The organism is Streptomyces sp. NPDC111507, from assembly GCF_055638955.1.
Genome location: NZ_JBVKBU010000019.1, coordinates 101452 through 119733, shown reverse-complemented (window position 1 = coordinate 119733; position 18282 = coordinate 101452). Strand labels below are relative to the sequence as shown.

16 protein-coding genes are annotated in these 18282 nt (G+C 70.0%); 10 read left to right on the top strand and 6 right to left on the bottom strand.

The genetic code is table 11. The annotated features are described in order from the left end of the window. Nucleotides 1–19 precede the first annotated feature (19 nt). Nucleotides 20–1636: an ABC transporter permease gene (locus ACZ7M2_RS44490; RefSeq protein ID WP_471600147.1), complete on the bottom strand. Its 1617-nt coding sequence runs from the start codon at nucleotides 1634–1636 to the stop codon at nucleotides 20–22. Beyond that, nucleotides 1633–2562 (bottom strand): ABC transporter ATP-binding protein, encoded by a 930-nt coding sequence (locus ACZ7M2_RS44485; protein WP_471600206.1) that lies wholly within the window; start codon nucleotides 2560–2562, stop codon nucleotides 1633–1635. Before ACZ7M2_RS44485 ends, ACZ7M2_RS44490 begins: the two co-directional genes overlap by 4 nt. 98 nt (nucleotides 2563–2660) lie before the next feature. On the opposite strand from ACZ7M2_RS44485, the gene ACZ7M2_RS44480 reads away from it, so the two are divergent. Beyond that, entirely contained in the window at nucleotides 2661–3176 is a 516-nt protein-coding gene (locus ACZ7M2_RS44480) for a GbsR/MarR family transcriptional regulator (RefSeq protein WP_352051420.1), read from the top strand. A gap of 64 nt (nucleotides 3177–3240) precedes the next feature. Here ACZ7M2_RS44480 and ACZ7M2_RS44475 read toward each other — a convergent pair whose 3' ends face one another. Then, nucleotides 3241–4173, bottom strand: coding sequence for a diacylglycerol kinase (locus ACZ7M2_RS44475; protein WP_471600146.1), 933 nt, complete (start codon nucleotides 4171–4173; stop codon nucleotides 3241–3243). Nucleotides 4174–4364: 191 nt separating this feature from the next. Here ACZ7M2_RS44475 and ACZ7M2_RS44470 point away from each other — a divergent pair, with 191 nt between their 5' ends. The 5 genes from ACZ7M2_RS44470 to ACZ7M2_RS44450 all read left to right on the top strand — a co-directional run bounded on the left by ACZ7M2_RS44470 (nucleotide 4365) and on the right by ACZ7M2_RS44450 (nucleotide 9827). Beyond that, nucleotides 4365–5648, top strand: coding sequence for an adenylosuccinate synthase (locus ACZ7M2_RS44470; protein WP_095853442.1), 1284 nt, complete (start codon nucleotides 4365–4367; stop codon nucleotides 5646–5648). 222 nt (nucleotides 5649–5870) lie between these two features. Next, nucleotides 5871–6323, top strand: coding sequence for a hypothetical protein (locus tag ACZ7M2_RS44465; RefSeq protein WP_471600145.1), 453 nt, complete (start codon nucleotides 5871–5873; stop codon nucleotides 6321–6323). A gap of 18 nt (nucleotides 6324–6341) precedes the next feature. After that, complete coding sequence (locus ACZ7M2_RS44460; RefSeq protein WP_471600144.1) at nucleotides 6342–6557, top strand: cold-shock protein; 216 nt, start codon at nucleotides 6342–6344, stop codon at nucleotides 6555–6557. A gap of 288 nt (nucleotides 6558–6845) precedes the next feature. Further along, nucleotides 6846–8678: a bifunctional metallophosphatase/5'-nucleotidase gene (locus ACZ7M2_RS44455; protein WP_471600143.1), complete on the top strand. Its 1833-nt coding sequence runs from the start codon at nucleotides 6846–6848 to the stop codon at nucleotides 8676–8678. A 255-nt stretch (nucleotides 8679–8933) separates the two neighbouring features. Beyond that, nucleotides 8934–9827 carry an esterase/lipase family protein gene (locus tag ACZ7M2_RS44450; RefSeq protein WP_471600142.1) on the top strand — a complete coding sequence of 298 codons (894 nt, stop codon included), beginning with the start codon at nucleotides 8934–8936 and terminating at the stop codon, nucleotides 9825–9827. Nucleotides 9828–9927: 100 nt separating this feature from the next. Here ACZ7M2_RS44450 and ACZ7M2_RS44445 read toward each other — a convergent pair whose 3' ends face one another. The 3 genes from ACZ7M2_RS44445 to ACZ7M2_RS44435 all read right to left on the bottom strand — a co-directional run bounded on the left by ACZ7M2_RS44445 (nucleotide 9928) and on the right by ACZ7M2_RS44435 (nucleotide 12987). Next, nucleotides 9928–10578 carry a hypothetical protein gene (locus ACZ7M2_RS44445; RefSeq protein ID WP_067374063.1) on the bottom strand — a complete coding sequence of 217 codons (651 nt, stop codon included), beginning with the start codon at nucleotides 10576–10578 and terminating at the stop codon, nucleotides 9928–9930. Nucleotides 10579–10736: 158 nt separating this feature from the next. Continuing rightward, the gene (locus ACZ7M2_RS44440; protein ID WP_471600205.1) at nucleotides 10737–11432 is read right to left on the bottom strand and encodes a GntR family transcriptional regulator; all 696 of its coding nucleotides are present in this window, start codon (nucleotides 11430–11432) and stop codon (nucleotides 10737–10739) included. Nucleotides 11433–11631: 199 nt separating this feature from the next. Beyond that, nucleotides 11632–12987 carry an aminotransferase class III-fold pyridoxal phosphate-dependent enzyme gene (locus ACZ7M2_RS44435; RefSeq protein ID WP_471600141.1) on the bottom strand — a complete coding sequence of 452 codons (1356 nt, stop codon included), beginning with the start codon at nucleotides 12985–12987 and terminating at the stop codon, nucleotides 11632–11634. 200 nt (nucleotides 12988–13187) lie between these two features. Here ACZ7M2_RS44435 and ACZ7M2_RS44430 point away from each other — a divergent pair, with 200 nt between their 5' ends. The 4 genes from ACZ7M2_RS44430 (at nucleotide 13188) to ACZ7M2_RS44415 (ending at nucleotide 17982) form a co-directional block, all read left to right on the top strand. Continuing rightward, on the top strand, nucleotides 13188–13826 hold the full coding sequence (locus tag ACZ7M2_RS44430) for a type 1 glutamine amidotransferase family protein (protein ID WP_471600140.1): 639 nt from the start codon (nucleotides 13188–13190) through the stop codon (nucleotides 13824–13826). Then, a complete protein-coding gene (locus ACZ7M2_RS44425) occupies nucleotides 13823–14311 on the top strand; it encodes a MarR family winged helix-turn-helix transcriptional regulator (protein ID WP_352051407.1) in 489 nt (162 codons plus the stop codon). The genes ACZ7M2_RS44430 and ACZ7M2_RS44425 overlap by 4 nt, the downstream gene beginning before the upstream one ends. Nucleotides 14312–14395: 84 nt before the next feature. Next, on the top strand, nucleotides 14396–16339 hold the full coding sequence (locus ACZ7M2_RS44420; RefSeq protein ID WP_471600139.1) for a serine/threonine-protein kinase: 1944 nt from the start codon (nucleotides 14396–14398) through the stop codon (nucleotides 16337–16339). Between the two features lie 110 nt (nucleotides 16340–16449). Then, nucleotides 16450–17982: a substrate-binding domain-containing protein gene (locus tag ACZ7M2_RS44415; protein WP_471600138.1), complete on the top strand. Its 1533-nt coding sequence runs from the start codon at nucleotides 16450–16452 to the stop codon at nucleotides 17980–17982. The last annotated feature ends 300 nt before the right edge of the window (nucleotides 17983–18282 follow it).

Below are 18282 nucleotides of genomic sequence, written 5' to 3'. Positions count from 1 at the left end.
GGCAGGCGTGCGCCCGGCCTCAGGTGCTCAGGTCCCTTCGCCGCAACGCCGCCAGACCCGTGGCGGTCAGGGCCAGCGCGATCGCCGTCAGGATCAGTACCGGTGTCCATGCCATCTCCCCGCCCGGCAGCTTGGGGAGGTGGCCGAAGGGGGAGAGGTCCATGGCGGCCTGGGGGACGTTCAGGGCGGGGCCGATCCAGCCCAGCAGGAGGGCTACCCCGGCCGCGCCCCAGGCGCCGGGGGCCAGCTGGGGCGAGAGCCCGTAGAGCAGGACCGCAAGCCCGCCCAGCGTCCAGACCGCCGCGACCTGGACGAGGCAGGCGCCGAGCACGGGCCGGAGCTCATGGCCGTAGCCGAGTCCGAGGCCGAGCCCGCCCAGCGCCATGATGAGCGCCGCGCCGCCGAAGGCGACGACCAGATGGCCGCAGGCCCACCGCAGCCGCCCCACCGCGTTCGCCAGCACCGGTTCCGCCCGCTGCGAGGTCTCCTCACCGTGCAGCCGCAGCACCGAAGAGACGATGTACAGCGCGGCCACCATCCCGAGCATGCCGACCATGGCCGCGAGGAACGCGTCCGTGATCCCGGACTGCCCGCCCATCCGCTCGATGATCTGCCGGGTCTTGTCGTTGCTCCCGACGAGATCGGCGGCCCCCTTCGTGATCCCGCCGAACGCGGCCCCCGCGGCGAGGAACCCGAGGCTCCACCCCAGCACGGCACCCCGCTGCAGCCGCCAGGCCAGCGCCCCGGCCGACCCGAGCCGCCCCCGCGCGGGCCCCGGCCGGGTCGGCAGGAAGCTCATCCCGACGTCGCGCCGCCCGGCGAGTTCGTAGGCGACCGCGCCCTGGATCACCACGGCGGCGACGAACAGCGCCGGCACCCACCACCGCTCGTGAGCGAAGGGGCGTTCGTTCTCCAGCCACCCCAGCGGCGACACCCAGGTCAGCACGGAGGAGCCGTCGCTCGTCGACGAGTCGCCCGCCGCCCGCAGCACGAACGCCGCGCCCAGCAGCCCGCCCGTCAGCCCCTTGGCGAGCCGCGCGCTCTCGGTGAGCTGGGCGACGATCGCGGCCATGGTGGCGAAGACCATGCCGACGCCCCCGACGCCGAGCCCGAGGGCCAGCGCCCCGGCACCGCCCTGCCCGGCCAGCCCGCCCGCGATGAGCAGCGCGAGCACGCCGTTGGCGACGAGGGCGGCCAGCAGCGCCGCCGTCAGCGGGGCCCGGCGCCCCACCATCGCCGACGAGAGGAGTTCCTGGCGCCCGCTCTCCTCCTCCTCGCGGGTGTGCCGTACAACGACGAGCAGGCTCATGATCCCGGCGAACAGACCGGCATAGCCGCCGATGCGCCAGGCGGTGAGTCCGCCGAGCGAGTCGTCGAACACCGGCCCGTACGTGGCGCGCAGGGAGCTGTTGGTGAGCATCTGGCGGGCGAGCTCGGCGCGTTCGGCGGCGGTGCCGTAGACGGACTTCAGGGAGTTCGGCATGGACAGCACCAGCAGGCCGATCACGCCGACCCACAGCGGCATCATCAGCCGGTCGCGGCGCAGGGAGAACCTCAACAGCGTGCCCGTCCCGGCGAGTTGGCGGGAACTCCGGGCCCGTACCGCACCCCGTACGGCAGCGGTCGCGGTGGTCATCGCGCCATCGTCCCTTCGCCGTTCACCCGGACGTCGTCCTGGTAGTGCCGCAGGAACAGTTCCTCCAGGGTCGGCGGCGTCGAGGTCAGCGACCGTACGCCCGAGCCGGTGAGCGAGCGCAGTACGGCGTCGAGCTTGTCCGTCTCGACCTGGAGCCTGACCCGGTGGCCCTGGATGTCCAGGTCGTGCACGCCGGGCAGGTGCGCCAGCCCGTTGGGCGGTCCCGCGAGTTCGGCGGTGACGCTGGTACGGGTCAGATGGCGCAGGTCGGCGAGGGTGCCGCTCTCGACGGTGCGGCCCTTGCGGATGATGCTGACGCGGTCGCACAGCTCCTCCACCTCGCTGAGGATGTGCGAGGAGAGCAGGACGGTCCGGCCGCGGTCGCGTTCCTCCTCGACGCACCGCTGGAAGACCTCCTCCATCAGCGGGTCGAGGCCCGACGTGGGCTCGTCGAGGATCAGCAGGTCGACGTCCGAGGCGAAGGCGGCGACGAGGGCGACCTTCTGACGGTTGCCCTTGGAGTAGGTGCGTCCCTTCTTGGTGGGGTCGAGTTCGAAGCGTTCGATCAGTTCCGCCCGGCGCGCCGGGTCGAGCCCCCCGCGCAGCCGCCCGTACAGGTCGATGACCTCACCGCCGGAGAGGTTGCGCCACAGGGTGACGTCACCGGGAACGTAGGCGACCCGGCGGTGCAGCTCCACCGCGTCCGCCCAGGGGTCCCGGCCGAGCAGCCGCGCCGCGCCCGCGTCGGCGCGCAGCAGGCCCAGCAGGACCCGGATCGTGGTGGACTTCCCGGAGCCGTTCGGACCGAGGAAGCCGTGCACCTCGCCGGCCTCGACGTCCAGGTCGAGACCGTCCAGCGCGTGTGTCCCGCCGAACGACTTGTGCAGCCCGGAGACGGTGATCGCCTTCGTCGTGGCCTTCGTCATTCCCTTGGCCCTGCCCTTCGTCATGCTTCAGAACGTACGCTTCTTTCAGAAATTTGTGAAGTTAACGAATTGTATAAACGCTCGGATACAATCGGGGGATGGCGGAGCCGGAGGCGGTGGGAGCGGTAGGCGCGGTGGGTCGGGACGCGGAGGCGGTCTCGCGGTTCGTCGAGCACTTCGCGGCGCAACTCGTGGAGGCCGGGATGCCCCGGATGCCGTCCCGGGTCTTCGGGGCGCTGCTCGCCTCGGACACCGGCGCTCTGACCTCGGTCGAACTGGGTGAGCAACTGCGGATCAGTCCCGCGGCGGTTTCCGGTGCGGTGCGCTATCTGGCGCAGGTGCACATGGTGTCGCGCGAGCGGGAACCCGGTTCGCGCCGGGAGCGGTACCGCGTGCACAGCGACCAGTGGTACGAGGCGCTCACCAATCGTGAGGCGATCATCAAGCGCTGGGAGGACGCGCTGCGCGAAGGCGTCGCCAGCCTGGGCGCGGACACCCCGGCGGGCGGTCGACTCGCGGAGACCCTTGCCTTCTTCGAGTTCATGGAGGGCGAGCTGGAGTCGATGATGGACCGCTGGCGGGTCCACCGGGAGCAGCACTTCGGCGAGGGCTGAGAGCCCTCGCCGAAGGAGTGGGGTCAAGCGGCGTGGGGGGCGAAGGGGCGGAGCCCCTGGGGGCTCAGCTCGGCAGCGTAAGCGCCCACCCCCCTTCCCGAACCGTCCACGTCCGCGTCCGCACAGGCCCGGACACCAGAGAATCCGCCCGGTACCGGAAGTCCGCCCCGGACACCGTCACCCGCCGCCCCACCAACCGCAACGGCGAAGCCTCCGCCCCCACGGAAGCCGGCCGAACCTCCACCTCCGCACCCCCGGCAACGCCGGGCGTCACGGACACCGCCTCGACCGGCTGATCCAGATCGACCAGGGTGACCCCGTCGACCTCGACCCGCAGCCGCGAAGGCCCTGGTCCCGGCACGGACGCCACGCGCGTGGGCCGCGCCGCGAGCGTACGGACCAGTGACTGACAGGTCCGCAGCCACGCATGCCCTCCAAGCCCGGAAGCACCACTCCCGAAACCCCCGGAACCCCCGAAAGTCCCGGAACTCCCAGATTCCCCGAAGCCGCCGACACCCCCCATGTCGACCTCCTCGGCATCCCTCATCCCCCCACCCGCCCCCACCGGTGGAATCCGCAACGCCCCCAACACCACCCCGTCACTGTCGTCGACCAGCAGATCGAGCCGCCGCTCGACCCCTTCGAGCACGGCCCGGGCCGCCGCGACGGCCCCGACGGGCACCCCGAGCGCCCGGGCCAGCGCCAGTACACCCCCCACCGGCACCAACGACACCCCACATCCGGCCAGCTCCCGCTGTCGGTGCAAAAGGGACACAGCGCGCAAGAGGGCACGGTCGTCGCCCACCACGACCGGCCGCCGGGAACCTCTCCGGGCCAGCGCCCGGGCAAATTCCTCGGGCCCTTCCGGCAGGCATACTTTCGTCGCCGCACCCGCGCTGAGCACGTCTTTTGCGATCCGTACAGACTCGCCGTCCGTCCGACGGGCGACCGGGTCGATGACCACCAAGAGCTGGTCGGAAGCCGCCACCTCGGTCATGCCTCGCTTCCTCGGGTAGCATCTTTGTGCAAGAGCCCCTTGCGCTATTGCGCCAGGGGCTTCGTCTATTCCGGGGCATCCGGTCCGACGGTCGCGGCCAAAGGAGGTCGCCGGCGTACGCAGCCGTATCGAAAACCAGCCGCGTACGTCCCCGACCTTGGACATGCCCCGCCCGGAAGGGGTGTACGCCTGTGCCCGCACTTGTGCTGCTCGGTGCTCAGTGGGGTGACGAAGGCAAGGGAAAGGCCACCGACCTGCTCGGTGGATCCGTGGACTATGTGGTGCGCTACCAGGGCGGCAACAACGCCGGCCACACGGTAGTCGTGGGCGATCAGAAGTACGCCCTCCACCTCCTCCCTTCCGGAATCCTCACGCCTGAGTGCACTCCGGTGATCGGAAACGGAGTCGTCGTCGACCCGTCGGTCCTGTTCTCCGAGCTGAACGGACTGAACGAGCGCGGTGTCGACACCTCCAAGCTTCTGATCAGCGGAAACGCTCACATCATCACGCCGTACAACGTCACCGTCGACAAGGTGACGGAACGCTTCCTCGGGAAGCGGAAGATCGGTACGACCGGGCGTGGCATCGGGCCCACCTACGCGGACAAGATCAACCGCGTCGGCATCCGTATCCAGGACCTCTACGACGAGTCGATCCTGACCCAGAAGGTCGAGGCGGCCCTCGAGGTCAAGAACCAGCTGCTGACCAAGCTCTACAACCGCCGTGCCATCGAGGCCGGGCAGGTCGTCGAGGAGCTGCTGGGCTACGCGGACCGGCTCAAGCCGTACGTCGCGGACACGGTCCTGATCCTGAACCAGGCGCTGGAGCAGGACAAGGTCGTGCTCTTCGAGGGCGGCCAGGGCACGCTCCTCGACATCGACCACGGCACGTACCCCTTCGTGACGTCGTCGAACCCGACGGCCGGCGGTGCCTGCACCGGTTCGGGCGTCGGCCCGACGAAGATCAGCCGGGTCATCGGCATCCTCAAGGCGTACACGACCCGTGTCGGCTCGGGCCCGTTCCCGACCGAGCTCCTCGACGAGGACGGCGAGGCGCTGCGCCGCATCGGTGGCGAGCGCGGTGTCACCACCGGCCGTGACCGCCGCTGCGGCTGGTTCGACGCGGTCATCGCCCGCTACGCGACCCGGGTGAACGGTCTGACCGACTTCTTCCTCACCAAGCTCGACGTCCTGACCGGCTGGGAGGAGATCCCGGTCTGCGTGGCGTACGAGATCGACGGCAAGCGCGTCGAGGAACTCCCGTACTCCCAGACCGACTTCCACCACGCGAAGCCGATCTACGAGAACCTCCCGGGCTGGTCCGAGGACATCACCAAGGCGAAGTCCTTCTCCGACCTCCCGAAGAACGCCCAGGCGTACGTCAAGGCGCTGGAGGACATGTCCGGCGCCCGGATCTCCGCGATCGGAGTCGGCCCGGGCCGCGACGAGACGATCGAGATCAACTCGTTCATCTGATCCGTCCGGATCGTTCAGACCGTTCGGATCGCTCGGATGCAGTGAGAGGCCGTCGTCCCCAACCGGGGGCGGCGGCCTTCGCGTTCACCGGGGAATGTGTCGCCGACCCGTGTCACATCACACTGTGTCAGTTGGTGTGTTCTTTGCCCGAGGTCCGTTGTGAGCGCCGTTCTTGACCGATTAGCTTCGCAGGCGAACCCACTGACCTGAAAGAGGTTCACCATGTTTTCGCGCTTTGCGAAGCGGGCGGCGATTCTGGCCGCTACGTCGGCACTCGCCGTGGGGCTCGGCTCCGCGCCGTCGTCCGCCGCGGGGGAGCACGTTTTCACTCCGCAGCACCCGTCCTACAACGGAAATGACCCCCGGGGGAATTTCAGCGCTCAAATAAAGTACAGCAACGGCAAGCTCCAGTGGGGGTGGCAGCTCAGCGCCGCCACCGCGGCACCCGCCACCGGTCTCATGAGCGAGACCGCCGACCTCACCTGCAACGGCCGCGGGGTCGCTCACGACAGCCACCCCGGCGTCTCTCCACGGTACTTCGTCCATGCCTCCGCGGCGCTGGGCAGCCGCATGACGTCCTGCAATTGGGATCTGAAGATTCACGAGACCTTCCCCATTGCGCGCGGAACGCGGACGGTCGACCTCGACTTCCCGTTCATCGTCACCCTCGTATAGCGGAAGTAGGATCTCCGCATGACGCTGGCGACGGTTCGTGAATGGGACGACGAAGAGGGCTGGGGAGTCCTCGATTCCGATGAGACGCCCGGCGGTTGCTGGGCGCACTTCTCCGTGATCGAGATGCCCGGCTTCCGCTCTCTCACACCGGGTCGGAAAGTCACCATGGAGTGGGAAGAGGGCGAGCAGGACGGTTATCAATACCGGGCCACCCGGATTGTCGCCGTCGATTAGTACGCGGTCCCCCGACGAGGGCGCCCCCGGCGCGGCTTCGGCCGAACCGGGGGCGCCGTCATGGCACGGAGTGACCGTCAGGCAGGGCGAGCTGACCGTTAATTGACCTGGACATGGTCTGTTCCTGGTTCCCGACCGACCGGGACCCGACGACGATCTACGCGTGTAGTGCACTGAGTGCGCGCAGCGCGCGTAACGCACCCAGCGCATCCACAGTGCCCGAAGTCCCCGCACGACTCGCGCAGTTGCTCCCGTCAGCCAAGTCCCAGCCAGTCCCAGGAGACACGTATGCCCGTCAATCCCATGAACCGCCGGGAGTTCGTGAAGAAGTCGGCCGTCACCGGGGCGGCCGTCACGGTCGCGGGAGCTGTCGCCGCGACCCCGGCCCAGGCCCAGACCGCGGACCACAAGCCCGAACAGGCGCCCCGTACCTGGTCCTTCTCCATCCTGGGCACCACCGACCTGCACAGTCACGTCTTCGACTGGGACTACTACACGGACGCGGCGTACAAGGACAGCAAGGGCAACTCCGTGGGCGTCGCCCGCGTCGCCACCCTCATCAAGCAGCAGCGCGCCGCCAAGGGCGAGAAGCACGTCCTGCTCGTCGACGCCGGCGACATCATCCAGGGCACCTCGCTGGCGTACTACTACGCCCGCGTGGACCCCATCGTCGCCGCCAAGGGCAAGCGCGCCCCCGTGCACCCCATGGCCGTCGCCATGAACCACATGCGCTACGACGCCGCCGCCCTCGGCAACCACGAGTTCAACTACGGCATCGAGACCCTGCGCAAGTTCGAGAAGCAGTGTCACTTCCCGCTGCTCGGCGCCAACGCGCTGGACGCCAAGACCCTGCGCCCGGCCTTCCAGCCGTACACCGTGAAGCGCATCTGTGTCCCCGGCGCCCCGGACATCAAGGTCGGCATCCTCGGCCTCACCAACCCGGGTATCGCCCTGTGGGACAAGGACAACGTCTCCGGGAAGATGGCGTTCACCGGGCTCGTCGAGCAGGCGAAGAAGTACGTCCCGCGGATGCGTGCCCTCGGCTGCGACGTCGTGTTCCTCACCGACCACTCGGGCCTGGACGGCAGTTCGTCGTACGGCAGTGAGCTGCCGTACATCGAGAACGCCTCGAACCTCGTCGCCCAGCAGGTCCCCGGCATCGACGCGATCCTCGTCGGTCACACGCACGTCGAGGTCTCGTCGTACACGGTGAAGAACGAGGAGACCGGCAAGGACGTCGTCCTCTCCGAGCCGTACTGCTGGGGCATGCGCCTGACCGTCTTCGACTTCGAGCTCGAACTCCACCACGGCCAGTGGAAGGTGACGAGCACCAAGGCGCAGACCCTCAACAGCAACACCGTCGAGGAGGACCCGGAGATCACCAGGCTCCTCAAGGCCGACCACGACCTGGTCGTGAAGTACGTCAACACTCCGGTGGGCACCTGCACCGCGGACCTCTCCGCGGCCGAGGCCTGCTGGAAGGACGTCCCGGTGATGGACTTCATCCACCAGGTCCAGATGGCGACGGTGGCCTCCGGCCTGTCCACCGCCGACGCCGCCCTCCCCCTGATCTCCGTCGCGGCGCCCTTCAGCCGCACCGCCGACATTCCGGCGGGCAATGTCACCATCCGCGACGTGGCCGGGCTCTACATCTACGACAACACCCTGTACGGCAAGAAGCTCACGGGCGCCCAGCTCAAGGACTACCTCGAGTACGCGGCGAAGTACTACTACAAGGTTCCGTCCGGCACGAAGGTGGACACGGCCACCCTCACCAACGCCAACAGCTTCTGGGACTACATGTACGACACCGCCGCCGGGGTCGAGTACGACATCGACATCGCGCAGGCCGAGGGCTCCCGCATCAAGAACCTCACCTACAAGGGCGTGGCGGTCGCCGACGACCAGGTCTTCGTCGTCGCCGTCAACAACTACCGCGCCAACGGCGGCAGCGGCTACCCGCACATCGCGGCCGCCGACATCGCGTACAGCTCCACCAACGAGATCCGCCAGCTGATGATCGACTACGTCACGTCCAAGGGCACCCTCGACCCGGCCGACTTCGCGGTCACCAACTGGAAGCTGACACAGGACGGGGCGCCGGTGTTCACGGCTAGCTGACAGTCAGTCAAAAGGCTTTGGTTCAGGGCTGGTTGAGTGAAAAGTTGAATGCGGAAATCCGGTCATGGGTGTCACGATGTGCATGAGTACGTGTACTCAACGGTGACGAGTAGAGCGACTGATGTCACTGTCATGGCCTGTTCAACAAGATGATCCTGCGTCAGAACGGCGCGCCGGACCTGTAGCTCGCACCCCCGGCAGGTCCGGCCTTCGGTCGGCCGTCGCGCCGCGGCGGTCACTCCACGAGGAGTCTTGTTGAAGAACCGGATCGTTCGGGCTCTGGTCGCCATGGCGACCGCGGGAGTCATGGTGGCGCTGGCGGCGGGGCCGGCCGGCGCCGCCACCCCGCCCCGGCAGGCGGGTGTGAGCAATGCCGTGTACTTCGTCCACGGCATCGACTGGAAGCACGGGAGCCCGTACCACGCCAAGCAGGACTGCAAGTCGGTCTGGGGCAAGGCCATGTCCGACCTTCGGACGAAGGGCTGGACGGGCAAGTTCGTCACCTGGGGCTACTACAAGAACGACGTCAACTGCACCCGCAAGGTCAACGGCAACCTGCAGACCCGGATCCAGGAACTCGGCCGGCTGCTCGCCTGGGACATCTACAACAACTACTCCAAGCACGGCAAGAAGGTCGACGTGGTCGGCCACTCCATGGGCGGTCAGGTCATCCGAGCGGCGATCACCGGCGTGAACAAGTACGGCCGGACGTCGTCGCAGTGGCCGGACTACCTCTACGTCGAGGACGCGGTGACCTTCAGCAGCCCGTTCACGGGCTCCAACTGGGCGACGGCGTGCACGGCCGCCTACACCTACAAGCAGTGCAGCGACCTGCGGCCGGGCAGCGGCTTCCTCTCCTGGGCCGGACAGAACCCGCAGTCCAAGATGAAGACGGACTGGACCCTCATCGGCGCCGGTGACGACGACGCCGTCACGTCCGGCTCCGCCACCGGCATGAAGGCCAAGCACAAGGTCGTCTACAACAGCGGCCAGGGGCTCGAACACAGCACCATCAAGAACGCCGGCGGCAACGGACTCTGGTCCTACAAGTTCTCCGACGACAACGGCAGAACCTGGGTGCCGGTCCGCGACCGTCACGCCCCGGTCCGCTACGCGTACGAGGCCATGAGAGCCCCCACGGCCTGGTAGCGGGTACCCGGCGGTCGTCGCCCGGCGACCGGCACATGAAGACGGCCCAGGTCCCACCGACTCCGGTGGGGCCTGGGCCTTCCTTCGGGCCGCGAGTGCCTCAACTGAAGATGATCATCGACCCTTGGGCGAGGCTGCGGGTCGCCGCCGCGTGCAGGCCGAGCCACACATGCCGCTCGCGCGCGAACGGACTCGCGTCGTACGGGGCGGGTGCGGCTGGTTCCTCCAGCTCCGTGGGAGCCATGGGCGGCTGCGGGGCGGCCGGCGGGTTCGCCGGGTCGATTCCGATCGACGGGGCCACGAACTCCAGCTCGCGCAGCAGCGACTGGGAGGAGCCCAGGGGGCCGCCCCCGGCGAGGAGTTCGTCATTGGCGAGCGGGTGCGGGAAGTCGACCGGGACGTACGCGCCCGCGTGGTCGTAGTGCCACACGAGGTGCGACTGCTGGGCGTTCGTCTCGAACATCTCCAGCAACTGCTCGTAGTCGCCGCCCAGTTCGTCCACCGGGGTCACCGCGAGGCCGCACATCTGGAGCAGATACGCCCGGCGCAGGAAGTGCAGCGCGTCGTAGTCGAAACCGGCGACCGGGGCCACGTCGCCGGAAAGCCCCGGCATGTACGCGTACACCGGGACCGGCGGAAGTCCGGCCTCGCCCAGCGCTTTGTCGTAGAGCGCAAGCTCCTCGGCGAAGGGATTGTCAGGGGTGTGGCACAACACGTCGACGAGCGGGACCAGCCACAGGTCACATGCCAACAGACGGCTCCTCTAGCTCCTTGGGAAGCACGGTGGTCAGGGAAGCGTAATGGGTGGGACCCGTCCTCAGTCCCCCTCGTGCGGATCCCGTACCCACACCCCGAGCGCCCACCTGTCGCACCGGCGCACACGCCTCCCGCCACGACCTCACGTCGCGCTCATCCGTCGGCCAGTCGCTCGATGAGGGCGAGGGAGTGCTCGTTGTACGCGGCGACGATCGCGTGCGCCGCGCCCGGGTCGCGGCGGGCCAGCGCGTCCACGAGCTCCGTGTGACCCGCCCACAGGTGGCCCTTCAGATCCTCCACCCGGCGCAGATGCTGCACCGTGCACACCCAGGACTGGACGCGCAGCCGGTGCAGGAAGTCGGCGAGGTAGGCGTTGCCGAACAGGGCGCTCAGTTCGCGCCAGAAGCGCAGGTCGTAGCCGATGAGGATGTTCAGGTCGCCGGCGGTCGCGGCGCGCTGGGCCTCCTCGCCGCGGCGGCGGACCCCGGTGAGGGCGGCGAGGGCGCGCGGATCGTCGGCCTGCGCCATGCCTGAGACGAGGAGACTCTTGAACATCCCGTCGGTGACGAGACTCCGGGCCTCGATCATGCCGCGGTAGTCGTCCAGTGAGTACTCGTGCACGCGGAAGCCGCGGTGCTGGTCCGCCTCCAGGAGGCCCTGGGCCGACAGATCGACGAGGGCCTCGCGGACGGGGGTCGCGGAGACGCCGTACTGCTCGGCGATCTCCTTCACCGTGAACGCCTGCCCGGGCCGGAGCCGGCCTGCCAGCACCTCGTCGCGGAGCGCGTCCGCGATCTGCTGCCGCAGGGTGCTACGGGTTACGGCGCCGTTGCCGCCGATGCCGGGCATGGTCTCTCGCTCCCTCGTCGCGTACGGGTGCACGTGCCTGCGCTTGTCTGCAAGCACGGTCACCTTACGCGGACGCGAGCCGCTCAGGGGCTGCAGGAGGCGGGTCCCGGCCCCGCCCCCAGCCACGCTCTCAGGGGCGCGGGGAACTGCGCGCCCAGCCCCCACTCACCCGCAGCCGACCCACACGCCGCCCCGCGCGTCACACGGTGTATTCGTCCGCCACCGACAACGCCTCGTCCAGCACCGCGAGCCCCTCCTTCGCTTCTCCCTCGGAGACATTGCACGGCGGCACCACATGAGTCCGGTTCATGTTGATGAACGGCCACAGCCCCCGCGCCTTCGCCGCGGCCCCGAACGCGGCCATCGGCCCATTGGCCTCACCGGCGGCGTTGTACGGCACCAGCGGCTCCCGGGTCTCGCGGTCCTTGACCAGCTCCAGCGCCCAGAACACCCCCGTACCGCGCACCTCACCCACACTGGGATGCCGCGCGGCCAGCTCCCGCAGCCCGGGCTCGAGCACCGTCTCCCCGATCCGCGCGGCCTGCTCGACGATGCCCTCCTCCTCCATCACGTTGATGGTGGCGACGGCGGCGGCACAGGCCAGCGGATGCCCGGAGTACGTGAGCCCCCCGGGGTAGGGCCGCCGGGCGAAGGTCTCCGCGATCGCCGAGGAGATCGTGACACCGCCGAGCGGAACGTAGCCCGAGTTCACTCCCTTCGCGAAGGTCATGAGGTCCGGCGTCACGTCGTAGTGGTCCGCCGCGAACCACTTCCCGGTACGCCCGAACCCCGCCATGACCTCGTCCAGGATGAAGACGATCCCGTACTGGTCGCAGAGCGCCCGCACCCCGGCGAGATAGCCCGGAGGCGGCGTCATGATTCCCGCGGTCCCCGGAATCGTCTCGAGGATGATGGCCGCGACGGTCCCCGGCCCCTCGAAGACGATCGTGTCCTCCAGGTGCTGAAGCGCCCGCTCGCACTCCTGCTGCTCACTGTCGGAGTGGAAGGGGGAGCGGTAGAGGAACGGCGCCCAGAAGTGGACGACGCCCGCCGCGCCGCTGTCGTTCGGCCAACGCCGCGGGTCACCGGTGAGGTTGATCGCGGTGGAGGTGGCCCCGTGGTACGAGCGGTACGCGGAGAGCACCTTCGGACGGCCGGTGTGCAGCCGGGCCATCCGCGTGGCGTTCTCGACGGCCTCCGCACCACCGTTGGTGAAGAAGATCTTGTCCAGGTCGCCCGGGGTCCGCTCGGCGATCAGCCGGGCCGCCTCCGAACGGGCCTCCACGGCGAAGGCGGGCGCGAACGTGGACAGGGTCGCGGCCTGTTCCTGGATCGCGGCGACGACCTTCGGGTGCTGGTAGCCGATGTTGGTGAAGACGAGCCCGCTGGTGAAGTCCAGATACCGCTTGCCTTCGTAGTCCCAGAAGTACGACCCCTCCGCGCCGGCGACGGCGAGCGGGTCGATGAGCTCCTGAGCGGACCAGGAGTGGAACACGTGCGCGCGGTCCGCGGCCTTCACGGCGGCGCCGACCTGGGGGTTGGGCTGAGGGGTCATGCGCCGAAGCGTAAATGTCCCCGGAGGGGGTGCGACATCGGCGTCCTGTCTGTGACCGGGGGCTTTCCACGACAGTCTGTCGGGCTTGGCCGCCGACAACAGCTCATTGACAGGATCCTGTCGAAATGACAGCATGCTGACATGGTGCACCACCGTCACCACCGCACAGCCGCCCTCATGACCCGTGCGAGGAGAGAGCGATGAACGCGACGAACGACCACGGCAGTCCCGTCCACCTCGCCGTCTACGACACCTACGCCGACTGGGAGACCGGTCACACCACCGCGTATCTCGCCCGCGCCGGCCGCGAGATCCGGACCGTCGGCCCCACCCGGGAGCCCGTGACGACGATCGGCGGTCTCCGCATCCAGCCCGACCTCGCGCTCGACGAACTCCGCCCCGAGGACAGTTCCCTGCTGATCCTCACCGGCGCCGACTTCTGGGACACGTGCGACGGCCTCGCCCCCTTCGCCCGCAAGGCCCGCGCCTTCCTCGACGCGGGCGTGCCGGTGGCCGCGATCTGCGGGGCGACGGCCGGGCTCGCCCGCGAAGGGCTCCTCGACGACCGGGACCACACCAGTGCCGTGTCCTTCTACCTCGCCGCCACCGGCTACCGGGGCGGCGGGCGGTACGTCGACACCGACGCCGTCACCGACGGCAACCTCGTCACCGCCGGACCGACCGAGCCCGTCGCCTTCGCCCGGGAGGTCCTGCGGCTTCTCGGGGTGTACGAGGGGGAGGTCCTGGACGCCTGGTACCGCCTGTTCCACGACTCCGACGCGTCCGCGTACGCCGTACTGGAGGAGGCCTCAAGGGCCGCCGAGGAGGCCGCCCGATGAGCCGGGAACGGCAGAACCTCCTCAGCCGCGCCGCCCTCGGTGTCTTCCGGCTCAACGGCCAGTTCCTCTCCGTGGCGGACGAACTGGCCCGCCCCGCGGGGCTGACCGCCGCCTGGTGGCAGGTGCTGGGCGCGGTGCTCCCCGAGCCGCTCCCCGTCGCCGGGATCGCCCGCGTCATGGGCATCACCCGGCAGAGCGTGCAGCGCGTCGCCGATCTGCTGGTCGGCAAGGGCCTCGCCGAGTACCTGCCCAACCCCGCCCACCGCCGCGCCAAACTGCTGTCCCCGACCGCCGCAGGCCGCGCCGCCGTCGCCGCGATCGGCCCCGGCCACGCGAGCCTCGCCGACCGGCTGGCGCGGGCGCTCGGGGAGGACGGCTTCGCCGAGACCGTACGGATCCTGGAGCGACTGTCGGCGGTTCTCGACGAGATCGACGGGGCCGCGACGGACGTCACGAAAACGCCAGGTGCTGTTACTGAACCGTAGACACCGCCCCACCCACCTCCCGGTAGGGCCGCACTATCCTCGGCCTCGGGCGGTTGCACAGGCGCGGGGGAGGGCGGCACGACGATGGAGAAGCTGGGGGCGGGGGAACCGCGGCAGATCGGGGCCTACCGACTGCTCGCGCGGCTCGGTGCCGGTGGCATGGGACGCGTCTATCTGGCCCGCTCCGACCGGGGCCGTACCGTCGCCGTGAAGCTGGTGCGCGAGGAACTCGCCGCACAGGAGGAGTTCCGGGCCCGCTTCCGCCAGGAGGTGCAGGCCGCGCGCCGGGTCGGCGGCCTCTGGACCGCCCCCGTCCTCGACGCGGACACCGAGGCCGCCGTTCCGTGGGTCGCGACCGGATATGTCGCCGGACCCTCCCTCCAGACGGTCGTGGGCCGCGACCACGGAGCGCTACCGGAACGTTCCGTCCGCATCCTCGCGGCCGGACTCGCCCACGCCCTCAAGGACATCCACGCCGCCGGACTCATCCACCGCGACCTCAAGCCCTCCAACGTCCTCGTGACCATCGACGGCCCGCGCGTCATCGACTTCGGGATCGCGCGCGCCCTGGAGACCGTCACCGACGGCGGCCTCACCAGCACCGGTGCCCTCGTCGGCTCGCCCGGGTTCATGGCGCCCGAGCAGGTCCGCGGCGACCGCGTCACGCCCGCGTGCGACATCTTCTGCCTGGGCTCGGTCCTCTCGTACGCCGCCACCGGCGCCCTGCCCTTCGGGGCGGCGAACAGCGGGGTGCACGCGACGATGTTCCGCATCGCGCAGGAGGATCCCGACCTGGACGGCGTACCGGAGGGTCTCGCCGACCTCGTACGGCACTGTCTGCGCAAGGACCCCGCCGCCCGCCCCGGCCTCGACGAGATCCTGGAGCGCATCGGCGCGGAGGACACCGTCGTGGAAGGACGTTCCCGCGACCCGTGGCTGCCCAGTGCGCTGGTGGCCCAACTCGGGCGGCACGCCGTGCGGTTGCTGGACACGGAGAACCCGGACGAGCGCCCCGCACCGACTCCGGCGCCGCCCACGCGTCAGGCCACCGCCCCCGCTCAGGAACCGGCCCCGGGATCCGCCCCGGCGCCCCTGGACCTGTCCAAGCCCTCGGCCGCACCCACCGCCACCCCCGCTCCCGAGGTCGCCCCGGAGCACGCCGCCACCCCGCCCCCGCCGGGAGGACCGGCCTCGACGGACCACCTCCCGACGCTGATCGCGGGCGATGACCAGACGCCCCCGCCGGCCGCGCCGCCCGCCGCGCACCCGGCGTACGGCCATCCCCAGCAGCACCCCAGTCCCACGGGCCCGCCCGCGTACGGCCATCCGCAGGGCAGCTGGGGCGCGCCCGGCTCGTACGGCCCCACGCCGTCGTACGGACCGGGCATGCCCACCACGCCGTACGGCCCCGCGGGCGTCCCCGAGCCCGAGCCGCCGCGCAGAAGCGGCCGCTCCACCGCCGCCCTGATCGTCGTGGCGCTGGTCGTCGCGCTCGGCGCGGGCGGTTCCGTCTACGCGCTGATGCAGGGCGGGTCGGCCAACAGCACCGACGACGCGAAGGCGTCCTCGGCCGCGTCCACGAGCCCGACCTCCTCCGACTCGCCCCCGCCCTCCCCCTCCACTCCCTCCTCCTCCCCTTCCGATCCCCCCTCGCCCCAGGTATCCCAGGGCGGCACGATCCCGGAGGGGTTCCTCGGCACCTGGGACGCCTCCATCGACAACGCGACGGGCCACAACACCCGCCGACTGACCATCCAGCAGGGCGCGGTGGGGGACAAGGTCCTCTCGCTCGTCGCGGACGGTCCGTCCGGCGGCAGCACCTACCACTGCGTCTTCCAGGCCGAACTGACCGCCGCCCCCGGCGCCGGCGGCCCCCTGGTGGTCGGCCCCTCCGAAGTCACCGGTGGCGCACCGGTCTCCTCCTGCTCCCCGGGCGCCGCCTCCGAGATCACCCTTCTGTCCGACGGCCGGCTGCGCCGGGTGAACACGGGCTCGGGCGAGTCGCTGACTTACACGAAGAGCGGCTGACGAAGTGTCAGTTCGTTTGAACGGCCGCTGAACTTCACCCGGCGTACGCCGGATGTTCCCGCCTCGAGCCGTACGGTGACCGCACCTTGGGGTCGGGGGAGTGGCTCGCGATGGAGTGGCTGAGCGCAGAGAACATTGTGGCCGTGGGGACCGCCGTGATCGGTGTCGTCGCCTCCGCGGTGATGGTCTGGTACGAGCGCCGGGTGCCGCGGCGCAAGCGGATCGGCTACCGGGTGCAGATGGACAACCCGATAGGCGACGACGTGCGTTCGGGGCGCGCCAACGTACGGCTCGGGTTGTTCGACGAGACGCCGGGCATGACGGACGCCACCCTCGTGCTGCTGCGGATCGAGAACGACGGTTCGCAGAGCATCGCCGGTGACGACTACACGAGCCGTGAACGTCACGGTCTGACAGCGGTGTTCACCGACCGCACCATCCGCGGTGTGTCCGTCACCCAGCCGCCCGGCACCGACCACCTCATGGACCACTTCACCCCCGCCGCGGGGCTCAGTTACGAGGACGGCGTCCTGCGCATCCCGCGCGTCCCGCTCAACCGGGGCGAGCACTTCAAGCTCCTCGTGCTGCTGTCGGGCGGGGACGTGGGGCGCGAGATACGGCTGATCGGCGGGCTGCGGGACGGCGAGGTCAGCCCCAACCGCAGTACGACACCGGACGACCAGCCGCCCCTCTTCAGCCGTGCGGCCCGGCTGATCACCGTGTTGCTGACCGTGTGTGTCGTCACGCTCGCGCTGATCGTCGTGCTGCGGGACGACTCACCGTCGCCGATGGGCTGCGAGAAGGGCACGCTCACCGTCACCGGCTCGACCGCCTTCGCGCCCGTGATGAGCGAGCTGGCGAAGAAGTACGAGCAGGACTGCGAGGGCGCCGACATCGTGGTCGACGCGCACGGGAGCACGGCGGGGGTGCGTGAACTCGGCGATGCCGGCGCCAAGTCCTCGAAGGGCGCGCCGCCCGTCATCGCCCTCTCGGACGGGCCGAAGCCGAGCGGGTTCCCGCAACTGCGTGAGAACCGGGTCGCGGTCTCGGTCTTCGTCCTGGTCGTGAACGACGACCTGCCCGTGCGGAACCTGTCCCTCGCCGACGTACGCCGCCTCTACCTCGGCGAGATCAAGAACTGGAAGCAGCTCGGCGGTCCCGACCGCCCCGTGCTCCTCGTCAGCCGGGACGCCAACTCCGGTACCCGCCAGGTCTTTCAGCGCCGGGTCCTGAGCCGGGGCGAAATCGCCAACTCCTCCCTGGACTGCGTCCACAAGGACGACGCGACGGCGCCTGTGGTGCGGTGCGAGCTCGACTCCACCGGGCAGGTGCTGAGCACCGTGGCCGGGTTGCCCGGGGCGATCGGCTACAGCGAACTGAACCTCGCCACCGGATACAAGGGCCTGCACCAGCTCACCCTCGACGGACACACCGCGTCCGTGGAGGACCTGGAACACGGCACGTCCTCCTACCCGTACCGGGAGATCGAGTACGCCTACACCTACGGCCAGCCGCCCGCCGACTCCCTCGCCTCCAGCTTCCTCACCTACATCAGCCGCGGCAACGGCCAGGACATCATCCGCACCCACGGCCACCTCCCGTGCGGGACCCCGGTGGGCCTGAAAATCTGCGGCACCAACTGATCCTTCGACCTACACCCCCTGTCCGCCCGATTCGTTCGGCTGCGGGCCCGGTGGGGGCCGACCGCGCAGTTCCCCGCGCCCCCAAAAACCTCCAGCCTGCCCGGCGTTCGATGACGAGGCCGTTCAGGCCGATGCGGGGGGCGAAGCCCCACGGTCCAGGGGGGCGGAGCCCCATGGGGGTCCAGGGGGGCGGAGCCCCGCGGGCGTTCGGGGGCGTGCCCCCGGTGGGGTGCGGGGGCGGCAGCCCTGCTGGGGGTTTGGGGGCGTGTCCCTGGCCGGGTTTGGGGGCGGAGCGCCGCT

What these genes read in the sequence shown, in the direction of transcription:
- ACZ7M2_RS44490 (WP_471600147.1), bottom strand. Translation starts at nt 1,636, where the DNA reads ATGACCACCGCGACCGCTGCCGTACGGGGTGCGGTACGGGCCCGGAGT.
- ACZ7M2_RS44485 (WP_471600206.1), bottom strand. Translation starts at nt 2,562, where the DNA reads ATGACGAAGGCCACGACGAAGGCGATCACCGTCTCCGGGCTGCACAAG.
- ACZ7M2_RS44480 (WP_352051420.1), top strand. Translation starts at nt 2,661, where the DNA reads ATGGCGGAGCCGGAGGCGGTGGGAGCGGTAGGCGCGGTGGGTCGGGAC.
- ACZ7M2_RS44475 (WP_471600146.1), bottom strand. Translation starts at nt 4,173, where the DNA reads ATGACCGAGGTGGCGGCTTCCGACCAGCTCTTGGTGGTCATCGACCCG.
- ACZ7M2_RS44465 (WP_471600145.1), top strand. Translation starts at nt 5,871, where the DNA reads ATGTTTTCGCGCTTTGCGAAGCGGGCGGCGATTCTGGCCGCTACGTCG.
- ACZ7M2_RS44460 (WP_471600144.1), top strand. Translation starts at nt 6,342, where the DNA reads ATGACGCTGGCGACGGTTCGTGAATGGGACGACGAAGAGGGCTGGGGA.
- ACZ7M2_RS44455 (WP_471600143.1), top strand. Translation starts at nt 6,846, where the DNA reads ATGCCCGTCAATCCCATGAACCGCCGGGAGTTCGTGAAGAAGTCGGCC.
- ACZ7M2_RS44440 (WP_471600205.1), bottom strand. Translation starts at nt 11,432, where the DNA reads ATGCCCGGCATCGGCGGCAACGGCGCCGTAACCCGTAGCACCCTGCGG.
- ACZ7M2_RS44435 (WP_471600141.1), bottom strand. Translation starts at nt 12,987, where the DNA reads ATGACCCCTCAGCCCAACCCCCAGGTCGGCGCCGCCGTGAAGGCCGCG.
- ACZ7M2_RS44430 (WP_471600140.1), top strand. Translation starts at nt 13,188, where the DNA reads ATGAACGCGACGAACGACCACGGCAGTCCCGTCCACCTCGCCGTCTAC.
- ACZ7M2_RS44425 (WP_352051407.1), top strand. Translation starts at nt 13,823, where the DNA reads ATGAGCCGGGAACGGCAGAACCTCCTCAGCCGCGCCGCCCTCGGTGTC.
- ACZ7M2_RS44420 (WP_471600139.1), top strand. Translation starts at nt 14,396, where the DNA reads ATGGAGAAGCTGGGGGCGGGGGAACCGCGGCAGATCGGGGCCTACCGA.
- ACZ7M2_RS44415 (WP_471600138.1), top strand. Translation starts at nt 16,450, where the DNA reads ATGGAGTGGCTGAGCGCAGAGAACATTGTGGCCGTGGGGACCGCCGTG.